We start from the raw sequence: 23,811 nt of genomic DNA on the forward strand, positions 1-23,811 counted from the left end.
ATAACTGCTAACTAAAACTAAAGTTTTAGGATGCCTCTTCCAATTCTTCGTCTTCAGCGCCTTCTTCTCTATCCAGTTGCCGCAGATGAATGTGCTTCCGTCCCAGAGAGATTTCAAACTCATCCCCTGCCCTTAGACCCATTTGTTTGGTGTAGGCAGAACCAATCAGTAAGTTGCCGTTCGATTGCACGCTAATTTTGTAGCTGGCACTTCGACCGCCACGTCCGTTACCATTTTGTTTGCCGTCTAACTCAATTCCTTCAGCATCAATGAGAGCATTCAGGAACTTCATCATATTCACCCGCTCTACACCGCTTTTGGTAACAGTGTAGTAACCGCAGGCTCTAGCCTTTTCTTCTTTGCTGAGGTTTTCTAGCTCTTTAACTTTCTTGACTAGCGCTTCCCCCGTTAAGGGATCGATCTTTTTCTTTTTATTCATCAACTTGGAGCGAAAAGTAAGGAATAGCGAGTGTGTACAGTGTTTTCGACTGACTGTTTCTAAGCTAATTTTAGCTTAGCTTTATATCAGCTCATAAAACTATATCATACGGATTGGGGAAAGCTAGTTCAATAAGATCGATAATTTATTCACTACTAACCTTTTTAATCCAAGTTCTTGCTTAAGCATAAATATCTGTGCCTTGCGAACAACCGATGCATCTCGATGATCGGAGTTCCTCACAGCATCAACCTGAGAAAAAATGAAGGGGGTACGCTGTAGGGTAGTCGTTAGTCTATCATTAGCGATCGCTTCTGAGCTGTTTTTTTTTCCATTGACTACCGCCTCATGACCACTGACTAATTATCCATTACCCTAAGGAATATTTTCCAGTATGAAGCTGACAACCCGCGGACACTATAGTGTTAAAGCACTGCTGGATTTGAGTCTACAACCTGGGTATGGACCAACTTCTGTAAAAGCGATCGCAACTCGGCAAGACTTACCCGCACCCTATCTGGAAAAATTGTTGATAGAGTTACGTCGATCTGGGTTAGTCCAATCAGTTCGAGGTGCCCAGGGGGGGTATCAACTATCCCGCGTCCCGGCACAAATTTCCCTAGGACAAATATTAGAAGCAGTCGGTGAAACAATTGAACCGCTGCCTCGCCATACCCCAGATGCAGAGCTTGCTGAGGATTGGGTAACGTTTACACTTTGGCACCGATTGCATCAAAAACTTAAAGAAGCGTTGTACAGTATTACACTGGCAGACCTTTACTATGACGCTCGCAGTTGGCAAGCAGCCCAAGGCGAAGAAACCAGTTTTGTTGTATAGAAACTGTCAGCGGATCTCTAGCAGCTTTGGTGTTGTGAATTTCCAAGATTTATTTGCCGCAGTCCTGCTTTCTCATTCCTCAGTCCTATCATTAGCGATCGCTTCCCTTTTTGATTACATCATCGGCGATCCGTGGGGTTGGCCTCACCCAGTCCGAGTCATGGGCTGGCTAATTTCTCGCTACAGCCAGATGGCTTTCCAATTATTTAGTCATCCTCTCACGCTCCGATGGGCTGGAGTAATTTTAGGAATTGGGCTGATAACTGGCAGCTACGGGATGGGGTGGTTAATCGTTCACGCAGCGAACTGGGTGCATCCTTTTTTAGGAATTGCGATAGAAAGTATTTTACTCGCCAGTTGTTTCGCCGGTCGAAGTTTGAGAGCTGCTGCTGAAGATGTCTTGCAACCTCTAAATGAGAACGATCTTGTCGCGGCGCGTTCTAAGTTAAGCCAATATGTAGGGCGTGATACCGAAAATCTTCATAAAACAGAAATTCTTCGGGCTGTTTTGGAAACCGTCACAGAAAATGCTACCGATGGAGTAATGGCACCCCTTTTTTATGCGATTATCGGGGCATTTTTACCTTTACTAGGAACGGTTCCTCTCGCCCTTGCCTATAAAGCCGCCAGTACCCTAGATTCAATGGTCGGCTATCGAGAAGCACCCTACACCGATTTGGGTTGGTTTAGTGCCAAATTAGAAGATATCCTGACTTGGTTGCCCTGCCGCTTCACGGTGATTACCTTGGCTTTACTATCTAGAAAACCTGGGTATGTTTGGAGTATTTGTCAACGCGATGCGACGAAAGATCCTAGTCCTAACTCTGGCTGGAGTGAGTGCGCCTATGCGGCAATTTTGGGCGTTCAGGTGGGGGGCACAAATTGGTATCGTGGCGTTGCTAAACACAAAGCCTTACTGGGAGATGACCTCCAGCCTATCAATGCAGAATGCATTCAACAAGCCTTGCAGTTAACACGATATAACTTTTTGATTTGGTTGGGGATAGCGATCGCTATCTTGCTGCTGTTGGGGTTTAGAAATGGGCGCTCGCTTGGAATCAACTTGATGACTTTTTAATCGCCCTATCAGGTGAACTCAACGGGCGATGGCTACTGAATAGGTGTAAGCATATCTTTGAATATAGAGCAACCAGTTGAAGGGTAATCAATCACTGATTCATCTGGGAAAGCGATCGCACTTTTTAGTGATTGGTCAAGTGAAATGCCAATGAGGAGATGCGACCCAAAAACTTAACCCCCGCTAAACCACGGAAGCGATCGCCTAAGTCTGAGCTACGAAGTTATCATCTGCGACTAAAACGATGGAAACTCTTGCATATCTTCATTTATCTGCCAATTACGAAGACCCTAACTCGGAGCCTCACCAATTTAAATTGTTCCAAAATCGGAACCCGCTTCCAAGTTCAGCATGGATTCGATTACTATCCGTTGCCCTTGCCTTATCCGTTATCGGGACAGCCGGTCATGCATTAGCACTCCAGAGAGGAAATAGCGGTTCTCAAGTTGCCACGCTTCAGAGAAATCTGAAAATCGCAGGCTTCTATAACGGCCCCGTTACTGGATACTACGGTCAATTGACGCAGGCATCTGTCAGCAGTTTTCAGCGAGCGGTTGGGCTGAGAGCCGATGGCGTTGCAGGCTCTAGAACTCTAGCAGCGCTAGAAAATCGGGGTGGTGATTATGATGAACCGATTACGGGGGGTGGTTTTGGCAGCAGCACTCTGAAACGCGGCAGCAGCGGTTCCTCCGTAACGAGGCTTCAAAATACTTTGAAAGGCTTGGGCTATTACAACGGGCCAATTACTGGATACTATGGTCGGTTAACCGAGACCTCCGTCACAAGATTTCAGCAAAGCAGAGGGCTATTCGCTGACGGAATAGTTGGGCAAAGAACGAAAGCAGCACTTGCCGCTGACTAATCTTATATAGCTTGATGAGATTGAGCTATCTATACTCAATGACATAACTTCCTGTTCCTGGTAGGAACAGGAAGTTATTTTTGTTGAAATGATAACGATGATGGTTTAGGTGAACTTGTACACTGAGGCTGTAATTTGTCCGCAGTTATCATCGGATTTTCCTAAACCATGTCTCCCGAAGTTGTAGAAATTCTTTCCGCAGACGAAATCCGTCGAACCCTCAATCGTATCGCTTCCCAGGTGGTAGAGAAGTCACGCGACTTGTCTGAGTTAGTGCTAGTAGGTGTTTATACCAGAGGCGCTGTATTAGCCAATCTCTTGGCTCGTCAGATAGAAGCGCTCGAACAAGTGCAAGTGCCCGTGGGAGCGCTAGATATTACCTTCTATCGAGATGATTTGGATCAAATTGGCATTCGCACACCCGCCAAAACTGACATCCCTTTCGATCTCTCTGGTAAGACGGTAGTGTTGGTGGATGATGTCATTTATCGAGGGCGTACCGCTCGTGCTGCCCTGAATGCGGTAAATGATTATGGTAGACCAGCGGCGATTTGGTTAGCCGTTCTGGTGGATAGGGGGCAGCGGGAGTTACCCATTCACCCGGATTTCACGGGCAAGAAGTTGCCAACGTCCAAAGAAGAACAGGTGAAGGTTTACTTACAAGAGATTGATGGACGAGATGCTGTGGAATTATTAAAGGTTTAAGCGGTCTGTCTTCGGTTTCCCTGGTGTGTTGGTGGGAAAATCGAGATTGTTAATAAACCAGTCTGTACAGATTTGTCAGGCGCTGTCTATGCAGAACGTTGGAGATAGTAGATTGATTAATAAATCGGCTCTTACCAAAGAAACCCAAACGAGAAAGGCAGATCATCTAAAAATTTGTCTCGATGAGGATGTGCAATTTCACTCCACAACGAATGGATTGGAAGGCTACCGCTTTAATCACTGTTGTTTGCCGGAGTTAGATCGACGTGAAGTTGATATCTCAACAACATTTTTGGGAAAACAGCTTGGTGCGCCTTTGCTCATTTCTTCGATGACGGGGGGAACGGAACTGGCGAGGATGATTAATTATCGTCTAGCTGCTGCGGCGCAACGCTATAACCTAGCGATGGGCGTGGGTTCCCAGCGGGTAGCGGTGGAGAATCCCCAGGTTGCTTCAACTTTCGCCGTGCGATCGCTTGCTCCCGATATTCTCCTATTTGCGAACTTGGGGGCGGTGCAACTTAACTATACCTATGGAGTTGATGAATGTCTGCGCTCAATTGACTTGTTAGAGGCAGACGCCTTGATTTTGCATCTCAATGCCTTGCAAGAGTGCATTCAACCCAGAGGTGACACCAACTTCCGAGGTTTGCTTGACAAAATTAAAAATCTGTGCCATAAGTTACCAGTACCCGTGATTGTCAAAGAGGTGGGAAATGGCATCTCCGCTGCGATCGCGCAGAAGTTGATTGATGCGGGTGTGAGCGCCATTGACGTTGCCGGTGCCGGTGGGACATCATGGGCAAAGGTGGAGAGTGAACGGGCTGAAAATGCCCAGCAGCGCCGGTTAGGACTAACTTTTGCTGATTGGGGTTTGCCCACAGCAGAATGCATTACCAGTATTCGAGCCATTGCCCCAAATATTCCCTTGATTGCCTCTGGGGGATTACGCAACGGTCTGGAAGTGGCAAAAGCGATCGCGCTAGGAGCCGATCTCGCGGGTCTGGCGTGGCCTTTTCTCCAGGCAGCCGTAGAATCGGAAGACGCCCTTGATGCTTTGGTTGAAGTATTAGTCGCTGAAATCACCACTGTATTATTCTGCACTGGCAATCCCACCTTGTCTGGTCTGAAACAGTCTGGCGCGTTGCAACCATTACGATAACTGTGTTGGAAATGGGAAAGCGATAAGTGAATTCAAAGCTTAAAACTTTTACCCATTCCCAATTACCCATTACCCTAACCCCAGCCTAATGCGTAGTTTCCTAAAACAAACTTTTGCTAGCTTGCTTGGAAGCCTATTCGGACTCATCCTATTTTTCGGTTTGGGAACGAGCGGGCTAATCTTGTTATTGATTGCGGTGGCATCTAAAGATACAGGGCCGGAAGTTGAGGATAAATCGGTACTGGTAATCGATCAGTCTTTGACGATTACGGATAGCGATCCGATATCCAGCACCAGCGAAGCAATCAGCGAAGCTTTATCTGGTGAGGAAAATAATAGCGTGCGGCTGCGAACGGTTTTGAATGCCCTTGAGCAGGCAACTAAAGATAAGCGGATTGTAGGCGTATATCTAGACGGCAGTGGTTCCTCTAGTTCTAGCAGCGGGTTTGCCACGCTCAAAGAAGTCCGTTCGGCGCTGGAAAAATTCCGTAAGTCTGGCAAAAAGATTATTGCCTACAACATGGATTTGGGGAAACGGGAATATTATTTAAGCTCAGTGGCAGACACCATTGTAATGAACCCGTTGGGAACAATCGAAATGAACGGTTTGCGTTCTGAGTCGATGTTCCTAACAGGAGCCTTGCAGAAATACGGGGTTGGGGTTCAGGTGATCCGGGTCGGGAAATTTAAGTCAGCGGTGGAACCTTATGTACTCACGAAACTGAGTCCGGAGAACCGACAACAAACTCAGAATTTGTTGGGCGATTTGTGGGGAGACTTTTTGACAACAGTGAGCCAGGGTCGAAAATTAAACCCGAAACAGCTACAAGCGATCGCAGACACTCAAGGAATATTAACCGCACCGGATGCGAAAAAGCGTGGCTTTGTGGATCGGGTGGCGTATTTAGATCAGGTGGTGGCAGACCTGAAAAAGCTAACTGGCAGAACCGAAGAGAATAAAACATTCCGTCAAATTAGCCTTGCTACTTACGCTAGAGCGACTCAAACCGAAGGGAAAAATCGCACTTCTGACAACAAAATTGCCCTACTTTACGCCGAAGGGGAAATCGTAGACGGCGAAGGTGGCTCTCGGCAAGTAGGAGGCGATCGCTTTGCCAGACAGCTGCGACGGCTGCGGCTTGATAAAGATGTGAAGGCAGTCGTGCTACGGGTAAATAGTCCCGGCGGTAGCGCCTCGGCGTCTGAGGTGATTCAGCGAGAGGTACGGCTAACTCGTCAGGTGAAGCCAATCATCGTTTCTATGGGAGATATGGCAGCATCCGGTGGCTACTGGATTTCCACCTATGCTAACCAGATTTACGCCGAACCAAATACTATTACCGGCTCGATCGGTGTCTTTGGGATGCTGCTCAATTTCCAAAAGCTTGCGAATAATAATGGCATCACCTGGGATGTCGTCAAAACTTCCAAATTTGCGGATAGCAATACGGTTTCTCGTCCCAAAACGCCTCAAGAATTGGCGATTCATCAGCGATTTGTTAACCAAATTTACGGTCAGTTCCTCAACAAAGTGGCGGATTCTCGAAAACTCTCAAAGCAGAAAGTCGCTGAGATTGCCCAAGGACGAGTGTGGTCGGGTCAAGATGCCAAGCAACTGGGACTGGTTGATGAGATTGGCGGTATTGATGATGCGATCAAATCTGCTGCCGTTGCCGCTAAACTGGGTGAGAATTGGGAGCTGGAAGAGTACCCCAAGGTTCGCAGTCTAGAACAACGCATTTTGAAACAGTTTGCCGGTGGGGACAATGCCCAAACCAAGCAGCCATCCGATCTGCTGAGTGCAGAACTCCTCAAGTTACAAGAAGAATTAGTAGCGCTCAAAACAATGAACGATCCTAGAGGTATTTACGCCCGTTTGCCCTATAATTTGCGAATTGATTAGTGCAACGTCCGGAATAGGCAGTTGAAAATGTGGAATATACGGTAACAGTCTGCCGATAGGTAGAGTAGACTGAACGGAATAGCTAACCAAGTACTTAAAAGCCTCTATCTATGGATAGAAAATCTAACCGCTTTGTCCTGCTGATCGTTTCTTGTAGTGCTGCTGGTATCCTTGTGGGAGGCGTCTCCAACTGGATAGATAGTAATCAATGTCTGCAAGCCAAAACGCCTACCAGTGAATGCTTGATGCAAGACCCCACGAGCCAAACGATTCAAGGAATGTGTATGGGTTTGATAGCGGGAGCAGGAGCAGCACTGGGTGCTACTTTGCAGCTAAAGCGGCAAGAAGATTAGAAAGTTTGTTCTTAGTAATGAAAGTATCGCTAATTGATAAGATATGTCGAACAATTAGCCATACTTTCATTCCCCTATTAAAATTCTCCTATTAAAATCGATAACGGCGATCGCTTACCCAGAAGCTAATCGGTACTGCACGACCTTGGGCATCCACCTTGGCTTCCACCACAATCGCTTGCCGTTGTCTGTCCGATCGGGCTTGATAAATATCTTGGTTAATTTCATCCCGCCGCGCTTCTGGCATATAGTAGCTTTCTAAGCCGTAGTCGATGGAATTACCGCTAGATTTGCCCTTTAACGCTATCTGATTTGCTGGCAAAGATTTGGGCATCTTGCTACTCACCCGCACGGGTTTCCATGCTTGGGGAGAATTTGTTTTAGCAGCAGGCGCTTCTAAAATCACGTAGAAGCGAATTCCTGTCGGTAAAGAATTTAAAGGCGGTACGGACGGTGGCAAATCCGTTGCTTTTGCTTCGAGGTGTTGTTTTACTAACCCTTTCCAACCCGGAAGCGATCGCAAATTCTCTTGACGCGAGATGTCATAGCTTAGCGTCTGCGAATAGCCACGCAAGAAATCGTATGGGTCTACGGGAACCGTCTTGAGAACGACCGTTTTCCCAGTGAGGTTAGTGTAAAGTGGCTGGGCAGGTGCGGCAAGAACGATCGCCGTTTGCAACAGGAGAGGCACCCAGAGTCTCCAAGCAGGCATTCGCTTTTGTGGCTCTATGAGAGTCGGAGCGATTGAAGATGATTGAGAAGTGTGCCTCATTAAAAATCCTCTGAGTCAATTTTTAATTTCCAGCGTGTGGACATAGCGCTCGAACCAAAGCCCGATAGCGATCGCAGTGATACCGCACAGAATAAACAGCAAGGATTTGAATACTAATCCCGTCGCAGACAACACAAACCAAGTCAGAATTCGCACAATTAATAGCATCATGCCCCCCCAGAAGGCGCTGCGTTCTGCTTGTGCTAGCCCTTGGCGCATCAATCCCGCGGCTAACAAGAACAACAGCACATTGCCAATAAAAGTGGCAAGCAGGGGAATTGGCTGGACGGTGAGATGCCAAACGGGTATCCCCGCCATAAAGCAGATGAAGACACCGATGGCAATTGTGGTCAGAATTTCCTCCCGACGAGTGCGAGGGCTTCTGGTAAGCCACAGCAGACGCAACCACGCAAAGATTGCCAACCCACTCAAAATCACTACATCTACCAGGGGAAACCAAGTAACTCTCGCGGATTGCTCCGCAGAAGACATTTTGGATAAAACACCCCAGAACCAAAGCGAGGACGACAGATAAAGTACAACGCCTAGAAATACCAGCGCCAAACGACGGGCGAGGGGTCGAAAGGAACCTCCCCAGCTTCCCCCTTGCCAAGAGGCGGGAAAGATTTGGTTTGGCTTGGGAACCCGATTTAAGTCACTGTAGACCCACAGCGAGTCATCATAGCCCCACAACAGTGCGGGGGGCAGTGCCAAGGCGATCGCTAATACGATACCCGTAGACTTCAGGGAAAATAGATTAAATAGTCCTAAGCTGAGCGGTCGGAGGTTTGCTTCCAAAGAAGAAATAACTGCGATCGCTGCCAGTCCAAAAATCACGCGAGAACGACACCAGTATGCCAGCGGCACAAACATCAAGCTTGCCAACAGCGGCATATGTTGTCCCATCTGGGATGACCAGGAAAACTCCTCATAATAGTAAGAATTTGACCAACTTGCCCCTTCCCAGTTCCACCAAAAACTCCAGTACCCCAATCCGATAATGATGATTGCCAGCACGCTTAAGGAAGTCAAACGCAAGCTGTAAGCCATTGCTAGCACACCGACTCCCCACGCTAGCAATAACTCATAGAAGGGACCGCTGATGTGAAACATCTGACCCATCAGCCCCATATTTGCCCCTAAAATGATTGCTCCTAAGAGCAAGAATCCATGACCGAGACGTTGTTGCGCCCCATTCGGACGCCGCCACAGATAAAAACCAGCAATATTCACTCCAATAAACAAACTCAGTAGCAGCGTTACTTTGCCATTTCGCGGCAACTCCTGCCAGTTCGCTGCCACAAAGCTAATCGTCCCCAAGCCAATGAGGATACTCCCCAACCCTAACAAGATCATCACAAAGCGATCGCGGGCAGCAGTCTCCAGCCTATTAAATTGATAACGCTCTGATAACTGTTCGTATAGTTGAGCATCAATCAGCCCCTCAGTTCGCCAAAGATTTGCTTCCTGACGTAACTGACGGCGAAATTTATCTGAAACCATAACCCTCAATTACAATCCGCTCTGTAGTCTAATTTTTTTGACTATAAACTTAGTTTTAACGCCCTCCCATGATTCAATTCAAGGGGATGTGACAGTTAGATTCACTATCTACAGATGGGAAAACCTTCTACGTTACTGCTTAAACTCAGTCGGCGTCTATTCGATGACTTAGGCGAACAAGCAAAGTTTCTTGAACTCTTAATTCATCCTTAACCTTTTCCTCCTTGCTTTCTTTGATGTCAGGAAAAAACGGGGAATTTGTCCTTGGCTGTTCTTAGGCCGACAACTTGGCAATACATTTTTGTAGACTGCTGACCTATTTGACTTTAAGTAATTTAAGGCTAAATAGCATTTAGTTAATAATTAGTGTTTGGGAAAATCTCCAACTCTTTATAGCCTGTCTGCTCATCCATTGTTCTTAAAAAAGTGAATTCTTCGCTAACTCCGATGACAATTTCGGCAGTAGTATAGATAATACAGCCTTCCATTAAATGTCCACCAATGGTTTTTCCTTCTTTATTCGCAATGGCGATATGCAGGTGAATACCAGTTGCTTCCAAAGTGCCATTGAGAGAAATAATTTCAAAATTGTCGTTAAAAGCTGTACTATACCTGTGATTTGCAAAGCGAAGAGTCGCTTTTTTCAAGCTGCCAACTCCGGTTAAGATAAAGCCCGATTGAAGATTTTGCTTGATTGCAAAATCTTGTAAGCTTTTTTTTAAATCTTGATCTGGCTTCAGACGAATAGCAAATACTTTCATGAATTAAAGACTGGTAAATATACTGGGATTACGCGAATAATTACTAATTGTATCGGTAATTCCATCATACCCGTCATGAATTGCCATTCCTAAAATATGCGTAAAGGCTTCTACTTTATATTGATAGGATGCAAACTGTGCCTGAATTGCCGCCTCAGTGTCAAAATCTGAAAGAACAGGTCGAGACTATACTACAACTGTTGCATCAGGAGCCGTCTCTGCGATCGCAAGATGTTACACCCGTACAGACATCTCTCGGTAAAGCGATTTCCCCTAAGTTTGAGATTGTATTTGCGGGAGCTTTTAGTGCAGGGAAATCGATGTTAATTAACGCTCTGTTAGAGCGGGAATTGCTTTACAGTGCGGAGGGACACGCTACAGGTACGGAATGTAAAATTGAGTACGCCGAACCGGATAAAGAACGAGTGGTGCTGACGTTTCTGAGTGAGGTAGAAATTCGGGAACAGGCAAGTGCGGTATCTCAGATGCTGGGGTTAGGGACAGCTAGCAATATTAATCAATCTGAAGTGATTCAATTGCTAAGCGATGGATGCCAAGCGATTATCGAGATTGAGGGTGGAGAAAGTAAATCAGAAAGAGCAAAACAAGCGAATGCGTTGATGTTGTTGTTGGAGGGATTTGTTGCCAATCGCGATCGCATCAATACGGTTAATAATGCTACATATTCAATGGAGCAATTTAACTTCTCCAACCTCAAAGAAGCGGCTGGTTATGCTCGCCGTGGCAGTAACAGCGCGGTTTTGAAGCGAATTGAGTATTACTGTTATCATCCGCTGTTGCGGGATGGAAATGTGATTATTGATACGCCGGGAATTGATGCGCCAGTGGAGAAAGACGCACAACTGACCTACGCTAAGATTGAACATCCGGATACGTCAGCGGTGGTGTGCGTTCTCAAACCCGCGTCTGCTGGCGACATGACGAAGGAAGAAACGGAACTGCTGGAGAAAATGCGCTCAAATCCGGGGATACGCGATCGCGTATTCTTTGCCTTCAACCGGATCGATGAAACTTGGTATAACAGTCAGTTAAGGCAACGTTTAGACGGTTTGATTAGCGCTCAGTTTCGAGATACTACTAGGGTTTATAAAACGAGCGGACTATTAGGATTTTACGGCAGTCAGATTAAGCAGACCAGTGGACGCGATCGCTTTGGTTTAGATTCTGTCTTTGCTGATAGTGTTAAAGGCTTGGATGAACGAGAAGAAACACCACAATTTGTTACAGCCTTTAATAACTACTGCGCGAATTCTGGAAAATTACCTCCTAACAAGTTCCGGATTTCCGTTAATAGCTACGAATCCCCAAATGAAAATTACGTGCGGATTTTAGCTGAGCAAGGTACACCTATCATTCAACAGTTAATTCAAGATAGTGGAATAGAAGAGTTTCGCGCTGCTGTTACAGACTATCTTACCAAAGAGAAGCGTCCTCAACTGTTCAAGAATCTAGCTGACGATCTCGAAGATGCCTGCATTAGTCTGAAGAAACATTACCAATCTGCGCTGCGCGACTTGGATAGCCAACCCCGCGAAATTGAGGCAATGAAGACGCAGGAATTACAACGCCTTAACCAGCAGTTACAGCAAATTGGTCAAGAATTTCACCAGCATATTACAGAAGAATTAAATCAGGTTGTAACAGGTCAATCTAGCGCTTTCGAGGCAGATTTTCGCCAACTGCAATCTCGAATGGTTCGGCGTTTAGATGAGTTGCTGGATACTTTCTCGGTTGCAGATGCTTATAGTCGCGCTATCCTCAGCCATCCTCGCAATTCTACAGCACCTTTGATTGCTGTTTTAGTTGAGGCGCTTTATTACTTGGCAAATCAACTAGAGGATATTTTGAAAGAGTCTTGTCAGGAAGTAGTTACTAACCTATTCCAGCGTTTAGTGGAACAAGTTCATAAATCTGACTACTATCGCCAGCTTTATCGTTTGCTAGGCAATGATGGCGGGATTGAGCAAAAGTTAAAAGAGATAGAAAAACAGGTTCATCATGCTTTAGTCAATGCAGCAAGTGACGAATGCAATCGCTATGTCCGTGAAAGTCCTCGCTTTTACGATGAAGGTACTTTCTCGATTTATCAATTTCGGCAAACGTTGTTGCAAACTTCCCAAAGTTATGGTTGTGAAAGTATGATAGCAGCAGAACCGGCAATCCGTCAGTTGTTAAAGTTAGATTTTGAGCCAAAAGTCAAAGCAACAATTAGTAGTGGTTTTCCAGCAACCGTTAATCAAACTCTCACCACTAATTTATTGCCAATGGCAGCGCATCAAGCTGATGAAATATTACAGCAGTACACTCAAGCTCGTGCTTATTTAGAGCAAACACTAGAACAAGAAGCTGAGGAAAAAATTGCTAACAATCGCCGTTTGCAAAGTACAGTTGAGCAAAAAATAGCGGCTTACAACTCTGCGGTTGCCAGTATCAATGGTTGTTTGCAGGCGATAGGCTTGTACGATCGTCAACTGCCTGTAATTGCTGATTCTGATGTTAGCTCAATTGAGCCTAGTTTAGAAGCTGCCAAGGTTAGCGCTATGGGTAATGGAGTTGTTCATTCAGAAGCATAGTTCATCATAGCCTTGGCGATTGGAAATCGCGGCTACACAAACGAAACCCGCCTACGCGGGTTTCAAATCTATTACTCCGCGTATGTGAACTTTGTTTATACAGCCGCGAACTCTATTTGCTGGTTCTTGTAAAAATAAATAGTTGGAGATTAGCATGGAAAACTGGATAGACGTGATAGATTTCAACGAAGATGATGTTTTTTCATTTCCAGAACTATTCAAAGTCGGTAAAGTCAAGAAAGCAGTGAATGAAGCATCCCATACCGACTCAGTAGTAGAGGCGCTAATTTATTCATTATCATTTAAAGAAGTATCAATAAATAAGATTGATAACCTTCGACCTCCCAATATATTATTTAACAAAGGTATAGATTGTGAAATACTCAGAATCGGTGCTAAGGGCTGGAAAAAAGGAAGACTTAGACTCAAACTCCAAGTTGCTGTAGAGTTTTGTCCTGATGAACCTGATGCTGAAAAAATACCAGAGATTAGCCAATCGGAATCGCCGCTTGACGATCTTCGTAAGATAATTAACCAAGAAAACTAGGAGAAAAATTTATAAAAAATCCCCTAGAGTTTCATTCATCTAGGGGGAATTGTAATTACTAAGACTATTTGCCGCTATAGTAAAAAGCGATTTCTTTATCTTTCAGCGGCGCAAAGTCGGCATCGATTAGCATCTGGTTGAGTTCTTCTTGGGGAATATGCTTAGCGCCGATGCGAACAATTCTAGAACGCATCGTATTGGATACGCCGCTGCGCTGCCGCCCAGCTTCCAACCCCATTACTTTTGTGTACAATTCTAGTTTGGGTGTTGGAATCGGGGAACCGTTAAAATCAATTCCCTGAGCGATCGCTACATCAATCGCATCAGCACCTGTAGTTGTTTGATTCTCTGAAGTCATTGCAGCGTGGGATCGTGTTTACAAGAGCATTTTATGACTAAAACACCCAGAATTCGCATCCCGCCAGAAGTCAGGAAGTATGTGTTTCAGCGCGATCGCTTTCAGTGTCAAAGTTGTGGCAAAACGTCGCTAGAAGCAAATCTCACGATTGACCACATCATACCGCTCTCTTGTGGCGGTTCCAATGACATCAGCAATCTACAAACCCTCTGTCTCCCCTGTAATCAGCGCAAAACCAACCATTTAGATCCTCGGTTCCGGCGTTATTTCGATCTTTAATCTAGAAAACACACCAGACTCGGTTTTAAAAATATACCGTCCGCGCAGCGCTGCTAACACTCCGTCATTTGGCAGGCAGAAAAAAACCGCCTCTAGCATGAGTCAGGGCGGTCTTCCTAAGCAATCGGAGGGTAGATAATAGATTACGCTGATGATTTTGTATCCTACTGTAACAGAATTTACCGAATCTGCCTCAAAGCTGTTTATTTGATAGCTTTCTAAACCCAGTTTCGATAAAAACCGAGTTTTTTATCGGTAAACTCTTATCGTCCTGCGTAGGCATTCATCGGTTCCTTGATAAACCGGATATAAAGATGCCTAAACGTGGACTTAATCACGCGAGGCATCGCGAAGTCGATAGGCATCATGTTAGTAGGAAGTTGCCAATCCAGCACCTTTAGATCATCCGTATGCAGTTGGGGAAAGTCAATTTCCTCCACATTTGTGCATAGTCCTAACCTCATCGAAGCCGCCATAGTAGGGACGTTGAGAGGATCTACATTGAGAATTTCCACAATCGCCCGATCCAGGGCAAATACATCAGCCGATGCCGCTAAAATTCCTAGGAAGCGAGGTTCGCCACCGCTAGGGCCGTTCCCTTCATGCCCGATAATTGCATCTAAAATCGTTAGGGTAGGATTAATTGCCCTTGCAGTTTCTACTAACATTTCCCCAAATCGGGCACTATCTTTCCCCGCTTCCATGTGCCACCAGGCTTTCATTTTTCCCGGTACGCAACCGAATAAGTTTTTGACCCCCATTGTCATCGTTAGCTGACAGTGGGATTTCAGTTTAGGCAGGTTGATTACTACATCTGCATCCATTGCTTCTTTGCACAACAACAGATGGTTGAACCCTTCGCTAACGGTTTCGTAACGCTTCCCTGTAAATTCCACTAGCGGCAAATTGAGTTCTTCCATAAGGGGAAGATAACCATTTGCCTTTGCCACACCCATCGCGCTGCCAAACGCGGGACTGTCTCCCAGGAAAGGCTTGCCACCCGCTTCCTGTACCAGTTTGGCAACACAGTGAACCAGTTCGGGACGGGTGACACATTCTTTACTCGGATGTCCGCCAGTGAGTAAATTGGGCTTCAGGAGAACGCGATCGCCTGCTTTGACAAAAGCTTTGATTCCTCCCAACGGTTCCAGCAAATTTTCCACCGATTCTCGCAATAATTGCCGATCGTAGGAATTCGCACGAATTAAACTAACGGAAGGTTTCATGATTCTGCGTTTGTAATTGAGGATTGAGCGAATACAAGAATTTTGAATCAATTAAAGCGAGAATTGCCAGCCTCCAATTCTCATGAAGACCTGGCAATTCTTAATCTAAAATCTCAAATTCTCAGCGATTGCTGCCACGAGTCAGGGCAGTTACCCGCTGGGCATTCGAGAAGACATCTTCTCCCTGGAGGTGAGGAATCGGGGGCTTCACCTCAACTTTGGTAATATTGGCGGTGTTAATAAAAACCGTTTCTTCAGGTAAGTGGAGAATCCACCAGGATTTATCTAAAAGCCGACGGATTTCTTGCCGAATTTCCTGCTTCGTTTCTAAGCCTTCCTCTACTGACTCATAGACAGTAAAGGATTCTGTGTGCCCATCAATATAGTGAAAAGTCAACTGGGTCAAACCATCATGACTATGCATAGAACAAGACTCCTGGTTAGAAAGTTTTGAGTTTTGGATAGATGCAAATTTTGGTGTATCTACAACTCCGGACGCTGCACTCCTGACATCGCACTCATTTCCTCCAAGTCTAAGACCTTGGCTAGTTCTTCGGAACTCATCAACTCTCGTTCTAGGACAATTTGCCGCAAGGATTTGCCAGTTTCGAGAGATTCTTTGGCAACAGCAGCCGCGTTGAGATAGCCGATGTGGGGATTGAGGGCAGTAACGAGGGCGAGGCTTCCTTCTGCATAGGCAAGGCAGCGATCGCGATTGGCGGTAATTCCTTCCAAACAACGCTGCGTCAGTGCGCTTAAGGTATTGCCCAAAATTTCAATACTGTGAATCAAGTTATAGGCAATCAGCGGCATCATCACATTTAACTCTAACTGTCCCGCTTGGGCAGCTAAAGCGATCGCCGAATCGTACCCCATCACCTGAAAACACACCATCGAAGTCATTTCTGCCATCACCGGGTTATATTTCCCCGGCATAATCGACGATCCAGGCTGTACTGGCGGTAGCTGAATTTCCTTTAAACCTGTTTTTGGCCCGGAATCCATCAGCCGTAAGTCATGAGATATCTTGACGCAATCCTGGGCTAAGTTCCGCAAACTACCGGAAACGCTGACAAAAGGTGCCATACTCTGCATTGCCGCCATCAGATGAGGGGCTGGGCGCAAGGGTTGGTCGATTAATTCTGATAATAATTGGGCAACGCGATCGCAATATTCGGGATGGGTATTTAACCCAGTTCCCGCCGCACTTCCACCCAAACCCAGCGCCATTAAATCTTCAGACGCCCTCTCGATGCGAATCATGTGTTCTGCGAGAATTTGCCCCCAAGCGCGGAAGTTTTCGCCCAGTCGTACGGGTACGGCGTCTTGCAGATGGGTTCTTCCAGATTTGACGACATCTTGAAATTCCTCAGCCTTGTTATCCAAAGTAGCGATCGCATCGGCTAAAGCTGGGTACAGTGTCCTCTCCAGCGCCACCAGCGCCCCAATCCGAATCGCCGTGGGAATTACATCGTTCGTCGATTGACCGTAATTAACATGATCATTGGGACTGACGCGCTTGTAATTGCCTTTTTCATCGCCCAGCAGTTCCAGCGCCCGATTCGCCAATACTTCGTTGATATTCATGTGGTGCGAAGTCCCCGCACCCGCCTGGTAGACATCCACGACAAACTGATCGCGGAACTTCCCGGAAAGCACTTCATCCGTCGCCTGGACAATCACCTGACTGATTTCTGGGGGAATGCAGCCAAGTTCCCCATTTGCGATCGCTGCTGCTTTCTTAATCAGCACGCAAGCATCAATATAAGTGGGTAACGGCTTAATTCCACTAATCGGGAAATTTTCAATCGCCCGTAGCGTCTGAATGCCGTAGTAAACGTTATCCAAGATTTGGCGATCGCCCATTGAATCGCGTTCGATGCGGTAGGTTCTACCTATCTGTTCACTCATGTTAGTTGTCTATGGATTCTTTTAGATGAGATCATCCCATGTCTAGCTGGGGGATGCGATGAGTCAGTCTTCAGATTTGGCAGCATTCTTTTCTCAGAAGGATTACGCAATACCGGCGCAATCCTTCTGAGAAAAGATCCGTCTAAATCCCATTTCACCTGAAGGTCGGCACAAATAAATTGTTAGAAGTGTCTACTGACAAGACTGGTGTCACCCAGAATCTGAAATCCCAAATCTAAGATGGGATAACCCCTGCCCAGGGTTCCTAATCCTGCCCTAAGAGAGAGGGAAGCGGAGTCAATTTTTTATAGAAGAGGATATTTATCGCTCCTCCCTTGGCACCAGGTGGGTGAGAGAGAGGTTAAATAAGGATTACCGTACCGACTGCTCAAGGAAATTTTTTGTTGCCTCCAGCGGCTGAATCCTTTGCCCAGCGGTCATCTGGAATTTATCGTTCTTGCTTTGAATGTATTTTAGAAAGGGATTTACCGTCTTGATGTTGACTTATGTTATTGTTTTGGGAATCTTAAATACAAGATCCTCCTAAAGTAAGATGCAAAATTCTATGGGTCAAACTATTAGCCTCGAAGCAGAATTCTTCTTCCAGCAAGGACTACGCCAGCTTCAGTCGGCAAAATATGAAGCGGCGATCGCTTGTTTAGACAACGCCCTCAAGTGCGAACCCAATTACCCCGATGCCTTATCGCAGCGGGGTTTTGCCCTAGGGAATTTAGGTCGCCATGAAGAAGCGATCGCCAGCTTCGACAACGCCTTGTCAATTCAACCTGATGCTTCTTGGGTTTGGTTCAACCGGGGTATTGCGCTGGGGAAATTATGTCGCTACGAACAGGCGCTTAATAGCTTTGATCGCGCCATAGAATTTAACCCGGATGCTTCCGCTGCGTGGCACAACCGGGGCATTACCTTAATTGACTGGGGTTTCTATGAAAAAGCGGTCGCCAGCTTTGACCGGACCCTGAAGCTGCGTCCAGACGCCTACTGGGCATGGTACAACCGAGGCAATGCTCTTGCCCAACTCAATCATTACGAACAGGCGATTCATAGCTATGACCGGGCGATTGAGTTTAAACCAGATTCCTGCAATGCTTGGTACAACCGAGGCATTACCCTAAATGATTGGGGGCTTTATGAAAAGGCAATTTCTAGCTTCCAAAGAAGTTTGGAAATTAATTCGGAATACTACAAAGCTTGGTTCAACCAAGCCATTGCTCTAGGGAAATTAGCTCGCTACGAAGAAGCGATCGCTGCTTGTGATAAAGCGTTACAACTTCAGACTGACTACCCCACCGCTTGGTATAACAAAGCTTGCTACTATGCTTTGCTGGGCAATGTCGAGCAGACAGTCCACAACTTGCAACAAGCGATTCGTCTGAGTCCGGAAAAATATCTGGAAATGGCGAAATACGACCCAGATTTTGACGCGGTTCGCGATCGGGATTTGTTTGAGGCGATGCTGGAAGCACCCAGGTTTTGATCCAGTTTTATTGCTCATTCCCCTTCAATGTAGGGTTGGAGATAGACGCCTCCACCCTACCGACATCTGTTCGATCAAGCGGTTCTTTAGCGATCGCTACCAGTTCTTTCACTGTATAAGGTCTTGCCGCTGTCTCCAACCATGTGAACAGCGCTAAGTCACCTAATCGTCTACTTTGGGTTTGATTACAGGTACATTTTCCAACCGCCACAGCTGATTTTTTACGATTACCTGTTCGTCCCAGTAGTTAATTCACCATTTCCTCACAGTCATTCAAATACACGTTATAACCTTCCTTTTGGTGCATCCTAATGTCATGAATGCGCCAAGCGGGACGACAGTAGCAGACATCTCTGCGTCGCTGAACGGCAACAAATGAAGGGATCCAAACCGTCTGTATGAACGCAGCCGTTGGTAGGCGGATTGCTAGATTAAGCGGCTTTCACTAACAGGTTCTATAGACATTTTGCTGCGTGCCAAGCGGCAAGGGTATCTAGTTTCAATGTAGCAACCGATTGAACGCATGAAAAATAGAAGTATCCGGCTGAGTGAAACGGTCGTCGCTTTTGCGATTGAGCAAGCTGGGGAAAGTGACATATCGCGAACGGTGGTTGGACTGATATTTGCTCGTCCTGCGCCACACTATAGGAAACGAGTATCAACAGCGAATCATGCAGACTCTGGACAAGACTCACCCCAAACTTCAAGAACTCAAAACCCGCCTCACCGAAATCGACGACATTAATTCAGCGTCTTCCCTACTCTACTGGGATCAAGCGACCTATATGCCGCCTGGGGGTGCAGCAGCGCGAGGGCGACAGATGGCGACTCTGCGGCAAATTGCCCATACTAAGTTTAGCGATCCAGCGATCGCGCAACTGTTGGAAGATTTGCGTCCCTACGAGGAAAGCTTGCCCTACGACTCTGATGAAGCCAGCCTAATTCGTGTCGTCAGACGCAGCTACGAGCGCGCGGTGCGAGTGCCAGCGGATTTTATGGCAAAAATGTCTCTCCACCGAACTCAGTCTTATGGTGCTTGGGCAAAAGCACGTCCGGAAAATAACTTTGCCGCTGTGCAGCCTTATCTGGAAAAAACGCTGGATCTGTGCCGCGACTATGCCAGCTTTTTCTCTGGCTACGAGCATATTGCAGATCCGCTGATTGACGGTGCCGATTATGGGATGAAGGCTTCAACCGTGCGATCGCTCTTTGCGGAACTCCGTCAAGAACTGGTTCCAATTGTAAATGCGATCGCTTCCCAACCGATTGCCGATGATAGTTGCTTGCACCAAACTTTTCCAGAAGACGAACAGCTAGCGTTTAGCTTAAAGGTGATCGAACAGATTGGATATGACTTCCAACGGGGACGACAAGATAAGACACTGCACCCATTTATGACCAATTTCTCGATTGGGGATGTGCGAATTACTACCCGCGTTAGAGAGAACGATCTGAATGAGGCACTGTTTAGCACCATTCACGAGATGGGACACGCCTTGTACGAGCAAGGGATTAACCCAGAATATGAAGGGACGCCTTTAGCCACCGGCACCTCATCGGGGGTGCATGAAAGCCAATCACGGCTGTGGGAAAATCAGGTGGGACGCAGCCGCAACTTCTGGAAATTCTGCTATCCGCAACTGCAAGCAGCTTTCCCAAATCAACTTAGTAATGTACCCCTGGAGACATTCTACCGGGCGATTAATAAAGTCGAGCGATCGCTCATTCGTACCGATGCCGACGAAGTCACCTACAACCTCCACGTCATGATCCGCTTTGACTTGGAATTGGCGCTACTGGAAGGCAAGCTGGCAGTGCGCGATCTCCCGGAAGCTTGGAACGAACGCTACAGATCGGACTTGGGTGTTGTCCCCCCCAACGACAGCGTTGGCGTCATGCAGGATGTCCATTGGTACACTGGTAGCATCGGCGGAATGTTCCAAGGATATACTCTCGGCAACATGATGAGCGCCCAGTTTTTTGAAGCTGCACTCAAGGCGAATCCCCAAATTCCTGCCGAAATCGAGCAAGGGAAGTTCAGCACTCTACATAATTGGCTGAGAGAGAATATTTACCAACATGGACAGAAATATACCGCCGCTGAAATTATCGAGCGCGTCACTGGCAATTGTTTGAGTATTAATCCCTTGATTCGTTATATTCAGCAAAAATACGGAGAAATTTACGCTTTGTGATACACAATAGCGTGAAAAGAAGCTAGGCTAGGCATAGCCTAGCCGATTCACTCTTAAGAAAGATGAACGGTGAATTAATTTTGGTTTGAGACGTACTCCTTCCACCTTCGGAAGGGCGTCACCAGGAAAAACATTTTGTAGTTTAGTCTTTGTGAATGTTATTGAACTAATCTAGGGAGTTGTCATGTCCGATTTGATTCAGGCTGTTTTAGAGAGTGATGAAAAAATCGATCTGCGCCAATTTGTGAGTGAGTTACGCCAACAGGACAAGTCGTATTTACTGAGAAACGACATTCTCAATGCTTTTTCCGAATACTGCACAAATCACCAAAAGCCTGAACATTTTGACCAATCCTCCCATTTAGGTAAATTAATTTACTACACTCAAGAAATTATTCGGGAGGATGGAAACATCTGTTTGATCGTCCGCCCAACCATTGCTTCTCAAGAAATCTATCGGTTAACGGAAGATTTAATTGTCGAACCAATGACGGTGCAAGAACTGCTGGATGTACGCGATCGCCTGGTGAATCGCTTCCATCCCCAGGAAGGCGACATCCTAGAACTCGATTTTCAGCCGTTTTACGACTATACCCCGACCATTCGCGACCCTAAAAATATTGGTAAGGGGGTACAGTATCTCAACCGTTATTTATCGAGCAAACTCTTTCAAGACCCCGGACAATGGCTGGAGAGCTTGTTTCAATTTTTAAGCGTCCATTCCTATAACAATCTGCAACTGCTGATCAACGGGCGAATTAAATCGCAGCAGCAACTTTCTAGTCGTGTCAAGCAAGCTTTGGGATTTTTGGGCGATCGCCCTTTTGAGCAAAGCTACGATGAATTTCGGTATGATTTGCAAGCAATGGGCTTTGAGCCTGGGTGGGGAAACACCGCCGGACGGGTGCGGGAAACTCTAGAAATTCTTGATGAACTCCTCGACTCCCCCGATCATCAGACTCTAGAAGCTTTCCTCTCCCGGATTCCAATGGTCTTCCGGATTGTCCTCGTGTCTCCCCACGGTTGGTTTGGGCAGGAAGGTGTCTTGGGACGTCCGGATACTGGCGGACAGGTCGTTTACGTCCTCGACCAAGCCAAGAGTCTCGAACAGCAGATGCAAGAAGACCTCTCGCTGGCTGGGTTGGATGTTCTAGGTGTTGAGCCGAAAGTAATTATTCTCTCTCGCTTAATTCCGAATAGCGATGGTACTTTGTGTAACCAACGCTTAGAAAAAGTTCACGGCACAGATAATGCTTGGATTTTGCGAGTGCCTTTGCGAGAGTTTAATCCCAAAGTGACTCAAAACTGGATTTCCCGGTTTGAGTTTTGGCCTTATCTAGAAAGCTATGCCATCGACTCGGAAAAAGAGCTGCTGGCAGAATTTCAAGGTAAGCCCGACTTAATTGTCGGAAATTATTCCGATGGTAATTTGGTGGCATTTTTACTGGCGCGTCGCTTGAAGGTGACTCAGTGTAATATTGCCCACGCCTTAGAAAAATCTAAATATCTTTTCAGTAACCTCTACTGGAACGACTTGGAAGAAAAGTATCATTTCTCCCTACAATTCACTGCCGATTTAATTGCGATGAATGCTGCAAATTTCATCATTAGCAGCACTTATCAAGAAATTGTCGGAACGCCGGATAGTGTGGGACAGTATGAATCTTACAAGTGTTTCACGATGCCGGATTTGTACCATGTAGTGAGCGGAGTTGAGCTATTTAGCCCCAAATTCAACGTGGTGCCGCCTGGAGTAAATGAAAATGCTTATTTTCCCTATTCGCGTACCGAAGATCGCATACCGAGCGATCGCGCCCGGATCGAGGAGATGCTCTTTACCCTCGAAGATCCGTCCCAAATTTTAGGGAAATTGGACGATCCAAACAAGCGCCCCCTCTTCTCAATGGCTCGTCTCGACCGAATCAAAAATCTTACCGGATTGGCTGAGTGTTTTGGCAAGAACGAAGCTTTACAAGAACATTGCAACTTAATTTTAGTTGCTGGGAAGTTGCGCGTTGAGGAATCAAGCGATAACGAAGAAAAAGATGAAATTGTTAAGCTTTACCAAATCATTGAAAAGTACAATCTACAAGGCAAAATTCGCTGGCTAGGCGTGCGCCTTTCTAAAACCGACTCCGGTGAAATTTATCGGGTGATTGCCGATCGCCAAGGTGTCTTTGTTCAACCAGCGCTATTTGAAGCTTTTGGTCTGACAATTTTGGAGGCGATGATTTCTGGTTTACCGACATTCGCCACTCAATTTGGTGGCCCGTTAGAAATTATTCAGGATAAGTTTAATGGGTTCTACATTAACCCGACGCATCTTGAAGAGATGGCGGAAAAAATCCTGGAGTTTGTATCTAAGTGCGACCAAAATCCTAACTACTGGTACGAAATTTCTACACGAGCGATAGATCGAGTTTATAGCACCTACACGTGGAAGATTCACACAACCAAACTTCTATCTTTAGCTCGGATTTACGGCTTCTGGAATTATACTTCCAAGGAGAACCGCGAAGATCTACTGCGTTACATTGAGGCGTTGTTCTATTTAATTTACAAGCCGAGAGCGCAGAAACTGTTGGAACAGCAAATGCAGCGATAGGGAGTTTCTCCTCTTAATAAATTGGATGCTAGGGGGATCTGACGTGATTTGCATTACGTTTCGATCCCTGCAACCCCCAATTTATTGGGAGCTAAGAGAAGGTCGCAGATATCCCTCTTCTGTCACTTTCCGAGTATTCTGAATAAAAGGATTAAAAGAAAAAACTCTGGAAGGTAAGTAGGGCAATGGATGTAGAATTACAAATTCTGAAACATTTAGCAAGAG

22 protein-coding genes are annotated in these 23,811 nt (G+C 46.2%); 13 read left to right on the forward strand and 9 right to left on the reverse strand.

Annotation, left to right across the window (positions count from 1 at the left end):
• Window positions 1-25: 25 nt before the first annotated feature.
• Window positions 26-439 (reverse strand): AbrB family transcriptional regulator, encoded by a 414-nt coding sequence (locus H6F52_RS14010; protein WP_190410793.1) that lies wholly within the window; start codon window positions 437-439, stop codon window positions 26-28.
• 394 nt (window positions 440-833) lie between these two features.
• Here H6F52_RS14010 and H6F52_RS14015 point away from each other — a divergent pair, with 394 nt between their 5' ends.
• The 7 genes from H6F52_RS14015 (at window position 834) to H6F52_RS14045 (ending at window position 7,340) form a co-directional block, all read left to right on the forward strand.
• The gene (locus H6F52_RS14015; protein WP_190410794.1) at window positions 834-1,277 is read left to right on the forward strand and encodes an Rrf2 family transcriptional regulator; all 444 of its coding nucleotides are present in this window, start codon (window positions 834-836) and stop codon (window positions 1,275-1,277) included.
• Window positions 1,222-2,355: an adenosylcobinamide-phosphate synthase CbiB gene (gene cbiB / locus H6F52_RS14020; protein ID WP_190430628.1), complete on the forward strand. Its 1,134-nt coding sequence runs from the start codon at window positions 1,222-1,224 to the stop codon at window positions 2,353-2,355. The genes H6F52_RS14015 and cbiB overlap by 56 nt, the downstream gene beginning before the upstream one ends.
• A gap of 244 nt (window positions 2,356-2,599) precedes the next feature.
• The gene (locus H6F52_RS14025) at window positions 2,600-3,217 is read left to right on the forward strand and encodes a peptidoglycan-binding protein (protein ID WP_190535608.1); all 618 of its coding nucleotides are present in this window, start codon (window positions 2,600-2,602) and stop codon (window positions 3,215-3,217) included.
• Window positions 3,218-3,385: 168 nt separating this feature from the next.
• A complete protein-coding gene (gene pyrR / locus H6F52_RS14030; protein WP_190535610.1) occupies window positions 3,386-3,922 on the forward strand; it encodes a bifunctional pyr operon transcriptional regulator/uracil phosphoribosyltransferase PyrR in 537 nt (178 codons plus the stop codon).
• A gap of 88 nt (window positions 3,923-4,010) precedes the next feature.
• Complete coding sequence (gene fni, locus H6F52_RS14035; RefSeq protein ID WP_190535612.1) at window positions 4,011-5,084, forward strand: type 2 isopentenyl-diphosphate Delta-isomerase; 1,074 nt, start codon at window positions 4,011-4,013, stop codon at window positions 5,082-5,084.
• A gap of 88 nt (window positions 5,085-5,172) precedes the next feature.
• Window positions 5,173-6,987 (forward strand): signal peptide peptidase SppA, encoded by a 1,815-nt coding sequence (gene sppA, locus H6F52_RS14040; protein WP_190535614.1) that lies wholly within the window; start codon window positions 5,173-5,175, stop codon window positions 6,985-6,987.
• A gap of 110 nt (window positions 6,988-7,097) precedes the next feature.
• A complete protein-coding gene (locus tag H6F52_RS14045) occupies window positions 7,098-7,340 on the forward strand; it encodes a hypothetical protein (protein WP_190430108.1) in 243 nt (80 codons plus the stop codon).
• A 91-nt stretch (window positions 7,341-7,431) separates the two neighbouring features.
• Here H6F52_RS14045 and H6F52_RS14050 read toward each other — a convergent pair whose 3' ends face one another.
• From H6F52_RS14050 to H6F52_RS14060, 3 genes are all read right to left on the reverse strand, one after another.
• Complete coding sequence (locus tag H6F52_RS14050; protein WP_190535616.1) at window positions 7,432-8,112, reverse strand: GDYXXLXY domain-containing protein; 681 nt, start codon at window positions 8,110-8,112, stop codon at window positions 7,432-7,434.
• Window positions 8,113-8,127: 15 nt separating this feature from the next.
• Entirely contained in the window at window positions 8,128-9,615 is a 1,488-nt protein-coding gene (locus H6F52_RS14055; protein WP_190535617.1) for a DUF2157 domain-containing protein, read from the reverse strand.
• Between the two features lie 356 nt (window positions 9,616-9,971).
• Complete coding sequence (locus tag H6F52_RS14060; protein ID WP_190535619.1) at window positions 9,972-10,376, reverse strand: PPC domain-containing DNA-binding protein; 405 nt, start codon at window positions 10,374-10,376, stop codon at window positions 9,972-9,974.
• Between the two features lie 137 nt (window positions 10,377-10,513).
• Between H6F52_RS14060 and H6F52_RS14065 the strand changes: the two genes are divergently transcribed.
• Window positions 10,514-12,970 carry a dynamin family protein gene (locus H6F52_RS14065; RefSeq protein WP_190535651.1) on the forward strand — a complete coding sequence of 819 codons (2,457 nt, stop codon included), beginning with the start codon at window positions 10,514-10,516 and terminating at the stop codon, window positions 12,968-12,970.
• 154 nt (window positions 12,971-13,124) lie between these two features.
• Entirely contained in the window at window positions 13,125-13,517 is a 393-nt protein-coding gene (locus H6F52_RS14070) for a KGK domain-containing protein (protein WP_190535621.1), read from the forward strand.
• 64 nt (window positions 13,518-13,581) lie between these two features.
• On the opposite strand, the gene H6F52_RS14075 is transcribed toward H6F52_RS14070, so the two are convergent.
• A complete protein-coding gene (locus H6F52_RS14075; protein WP_190535623.1) occupies window positions 13,582-13,875 on the reverse strand; it encodes a DUF4090 family protein in 294 nt (97 codons plus the stop codon).
• 33 nt (window positions 13,876-13,908) lie between these two features.
• On the opposite strand from H6F52_RS14075, the gene H6F52_RS14080 reads away from it, so the two are divergent.
• Window positions 13,909-14,154 carry an HNH endonuclease gene (locus H6F52_RS14080; RefSeq protein ID WP_190535624.1) on the forward strand — a complete coding sequence of 82 codons (246 nt, stop codon included), beginning with the start codon at window positions 13,909-13,911 and terminating at the stop codon, window positions 14,152-14,154.
• Between the two features lie 263 nt (window positions 14,155-14,417).
• Here the strand turns inward: H6F52_RS14080 and H6F52_RS14085 are convergent, their stop codons facing one another.
• The 3 genes from H6F52_RS14085 to H6F52_RS14095 all read right to left on the reverse strand — a co-directional run bounded on the left by H6F52_RS14085 (window position 14,418) and on the right by H6F52_RS14095 (window position 17,291).
• Complete coding sequence (locus H6F52_RS14085; protein WP_190535626.1) at window positions 14,418-15,380, reverse strand: DUF362 domain-containing protein; 963 nt, start codon at window positions 15,378-15,380, stop codon at window positions 14,418-14,420.
• Between the two features lie 121 nt (window positions 15,381-15,501).
• Window positions 15,502-15,804: a hypothetical protein gene (locus H6F52_RS14090; protein WP_190535628.1), complete on the reverse strand. Its 303-nt coding sequence runs from the start codon at window positions 15,802-15,804 to the stop codon at window positions 15,502-15,504.
• Window positions 15,805-15,863: 59 nt separating this feature from the next.
• Window positions 15,864-17,291 (reverse strand): aspartate ammonia-lyase, encoded by a 1,428-nt coding sequence (locus tag H6F52_RS14095; RefSeq protein WP_190535630.1) that lies wholly within the window; start codon window positions 17,289-17,291, stop codon window positions 15,864-15,866.
• Window positions 17,292-17,856: 565 nt separating this feature from the next.
• Here H6F52_RS14095 and H6F52_RS14100 point away from each other — a divergent pair.
• Entirely contained in the window at window positions 17,857-18,786 is a 930-nt protein-coding gene (locus tag H6F52_RS14100; protein ID WP_190535632.1) for a tetratricopeptide repeat protein, read from the forward strand.
• Window positions 18,787-18,793: 7 nt separating this feature from the next.
• Here the strand turns inward: H6F52_RS14100 and H6F52_RS14105 are convergent, their stop codons facing one another.
• A complete protein-coding gene (locus H6F52_RS14105; protein ID WP_190535634.1) occupies window positions 18,794-18,997 on the reverse strand; it encodes a hypothetical protein in 204 nt (67 codons plus the stop codon).
• Between the two features lie 460 nt (window positions 18,998-19,457).
• On the opposite strand from H6F52_RS14105, the gene H6F52_RS14110 reads away from it, so the two are divergent.
• Both H6F52_RS14110 and H6F52_RS14115 read left to right on the forward strand, forming a co-directional pair.
• The gene (locus tag H6F52_RS14110) at window positions 19,458-20,981 is read left to right on the forward strand and encodes a carboxypeptidase M32 (protein ID WP_190535636.1); all 1,524 of its coding nucleotides are present in this window, start codon (window positions 19,458-19,460) and stop codon (window positions 20,979-20,981) included.
• Window positions 20,982-21,165: 184 nt separating this feature from the next.
• The gene (locus tag H6F52_RS14115) at window positions 21,166-23,586 is read left to right on the forward strand and encodes a sucrose synthase (protein WP_190429972.1); all 2,421 of its coding nucleotides are present in this window, start codon (window positions 21,166-21,168) and stop codon (window positions 23,584-23,586) included.
• Window positions 23,587-23,811: the final 225 nt, after the last annotated feature.

Source organism: Coleofasciculus sp. FACHB-542 (genome assembly GCF_014695825.1).
GTDB lineage: Bacteria > Cyanobacteriota > Cyanobacteriia > Cyanobacteriales > FACHB-T130 > FACHB-T130.

Coding starts and splice junctions, on each gene's coding strand:
- H6F52_RS14025 (WP_190535608.1), top strand. CDS start 2,600: ATGGAAACTCTTGCATATCTTCATTTATCTGCCAATTACGAAGACCCT.
- H6F52_RS14075 (WP_190535623.1), bottom strand. CDS start 13,875: ATGACTTCAGAGAATCAAACAACTACAGGTGCTGATGCGATTGATGTA.
- fni (WP_190535612.1), top strand. CDS start 4,011: ATGCAGAACGTTGGAGATAGTAGATTGATTAATAAATCGGCTCTTACC.
- H6F52_RS14100 (WP_190535632.1), top strand. CDS start 17,857: ATGGGTCAAACTATTAGCCTCGAAGCAGAATTCTTCTTCCAGCAAGGA.
- H6F52_RS14045 (WP_190430108.1), top strand. CDS start 7,098: ATGGATAGAAAATCTAACCGCTTTGTCCTGCTGATCGTTTCTTGTAGT.
- H6F52_RS14050 (WP_190535616.1), bottom strand. CDS start 8,112: ATGAGGCACACTTCTCAATCATCTTCAATCGCTCCGACTCTCATAGAG.
- sppA (WP_190535614.1), top strand. CDS start 5,173: ATGCGTAGTTTCCTAAAACAAACTTTTGCTAGCTTGCTTGGAAGCCTA.
- H6F52_RS14060 (WP_190535619.1), bottom strand. CDS start 10,376: ATGAAAGTATTTGCTATTCGTCTGAAGCCAGATCAAGATTTAAAAAAA.
- H6F52_RS14110 (WP_190535636.1), top strand. CDS start 19,458: ATGCAGACTCTGGACAAGACTCACCCCAAACTTCAAGAACTCAAAACC.
- H6F52_RS14080 (WP_190535624.1), top strand. CDS start 13,909: ATGACTAAAACACCCAGAATTCGCATCCCGCCAGAAGTCAGGAAGTAT.
- pyrR (WP_190535610.1), top strand. CDS start 3,386: ATGTCTCCCGAAGTTGTAGAAATTCTTTCCGCAGACGAAATCCGTCGA.
- H6F52_RS14070 (WP_190535621.1), top strand. CDS start 13,125: ATGGAAAACTGGATAGACGTGATAGATTTCAACGAAGATGATGTTTTT.
- H6F52_RS14115 (WP_190429972.1), top strand. CDS start 21,166: ATGTCCGATTTGATTCAGGCTGTTTTAGAGAGTGATGAAAAAATCGAT.
- H6F52_RS14010 (WP_190410793.1), bottom strand. CDS start 439: ATGAATAAAAAGAAAAAGATCGATCCCTTAACGGGGGAAGCGCTAGTC.
- H6F52_RS14085 (WP_190535626.1), bottom strand. CDS start 15,380: ATGAAACCTTCCGTTAGTTTAATTCGTGCGAATTCCTACGATCGGCAA.
- H6F52_RS14090 (WP_190535628.1), bottom strand. CDS start 15,804: ATGCATAGTCATGATGGTTTGACCCAGTTGACTTTTCACTATATTGAT.
- cbiB (WP_190430628.1), top strand. CDS start 1,222: ATGACGCTCGCAGTTGGCAAGCAGCCCAAGGCGAAGAAACCAGTTTTG.
- H6F52_RS14015 (WP_190410794.1), top strand. CDS start 834: ATGAAGCTGACAACCCGCGGACACTATAGTGTTAAAGCACTGCTGGAT.
- H6F52_RS14055 (WP_190535617.1), bottom strand. CDS start 9,615: ATGGTTTCAGATAAATTTCGCCGTCAGTTACGTCAGGAAGCAAATCTT.
- H6F52_RS14095 (WP_190535630.1), bottom strand. CDS start 17,291: ATGAGTGAACAGATAGGTAGAACCTACCGCATCGAACGCGATTCAATG.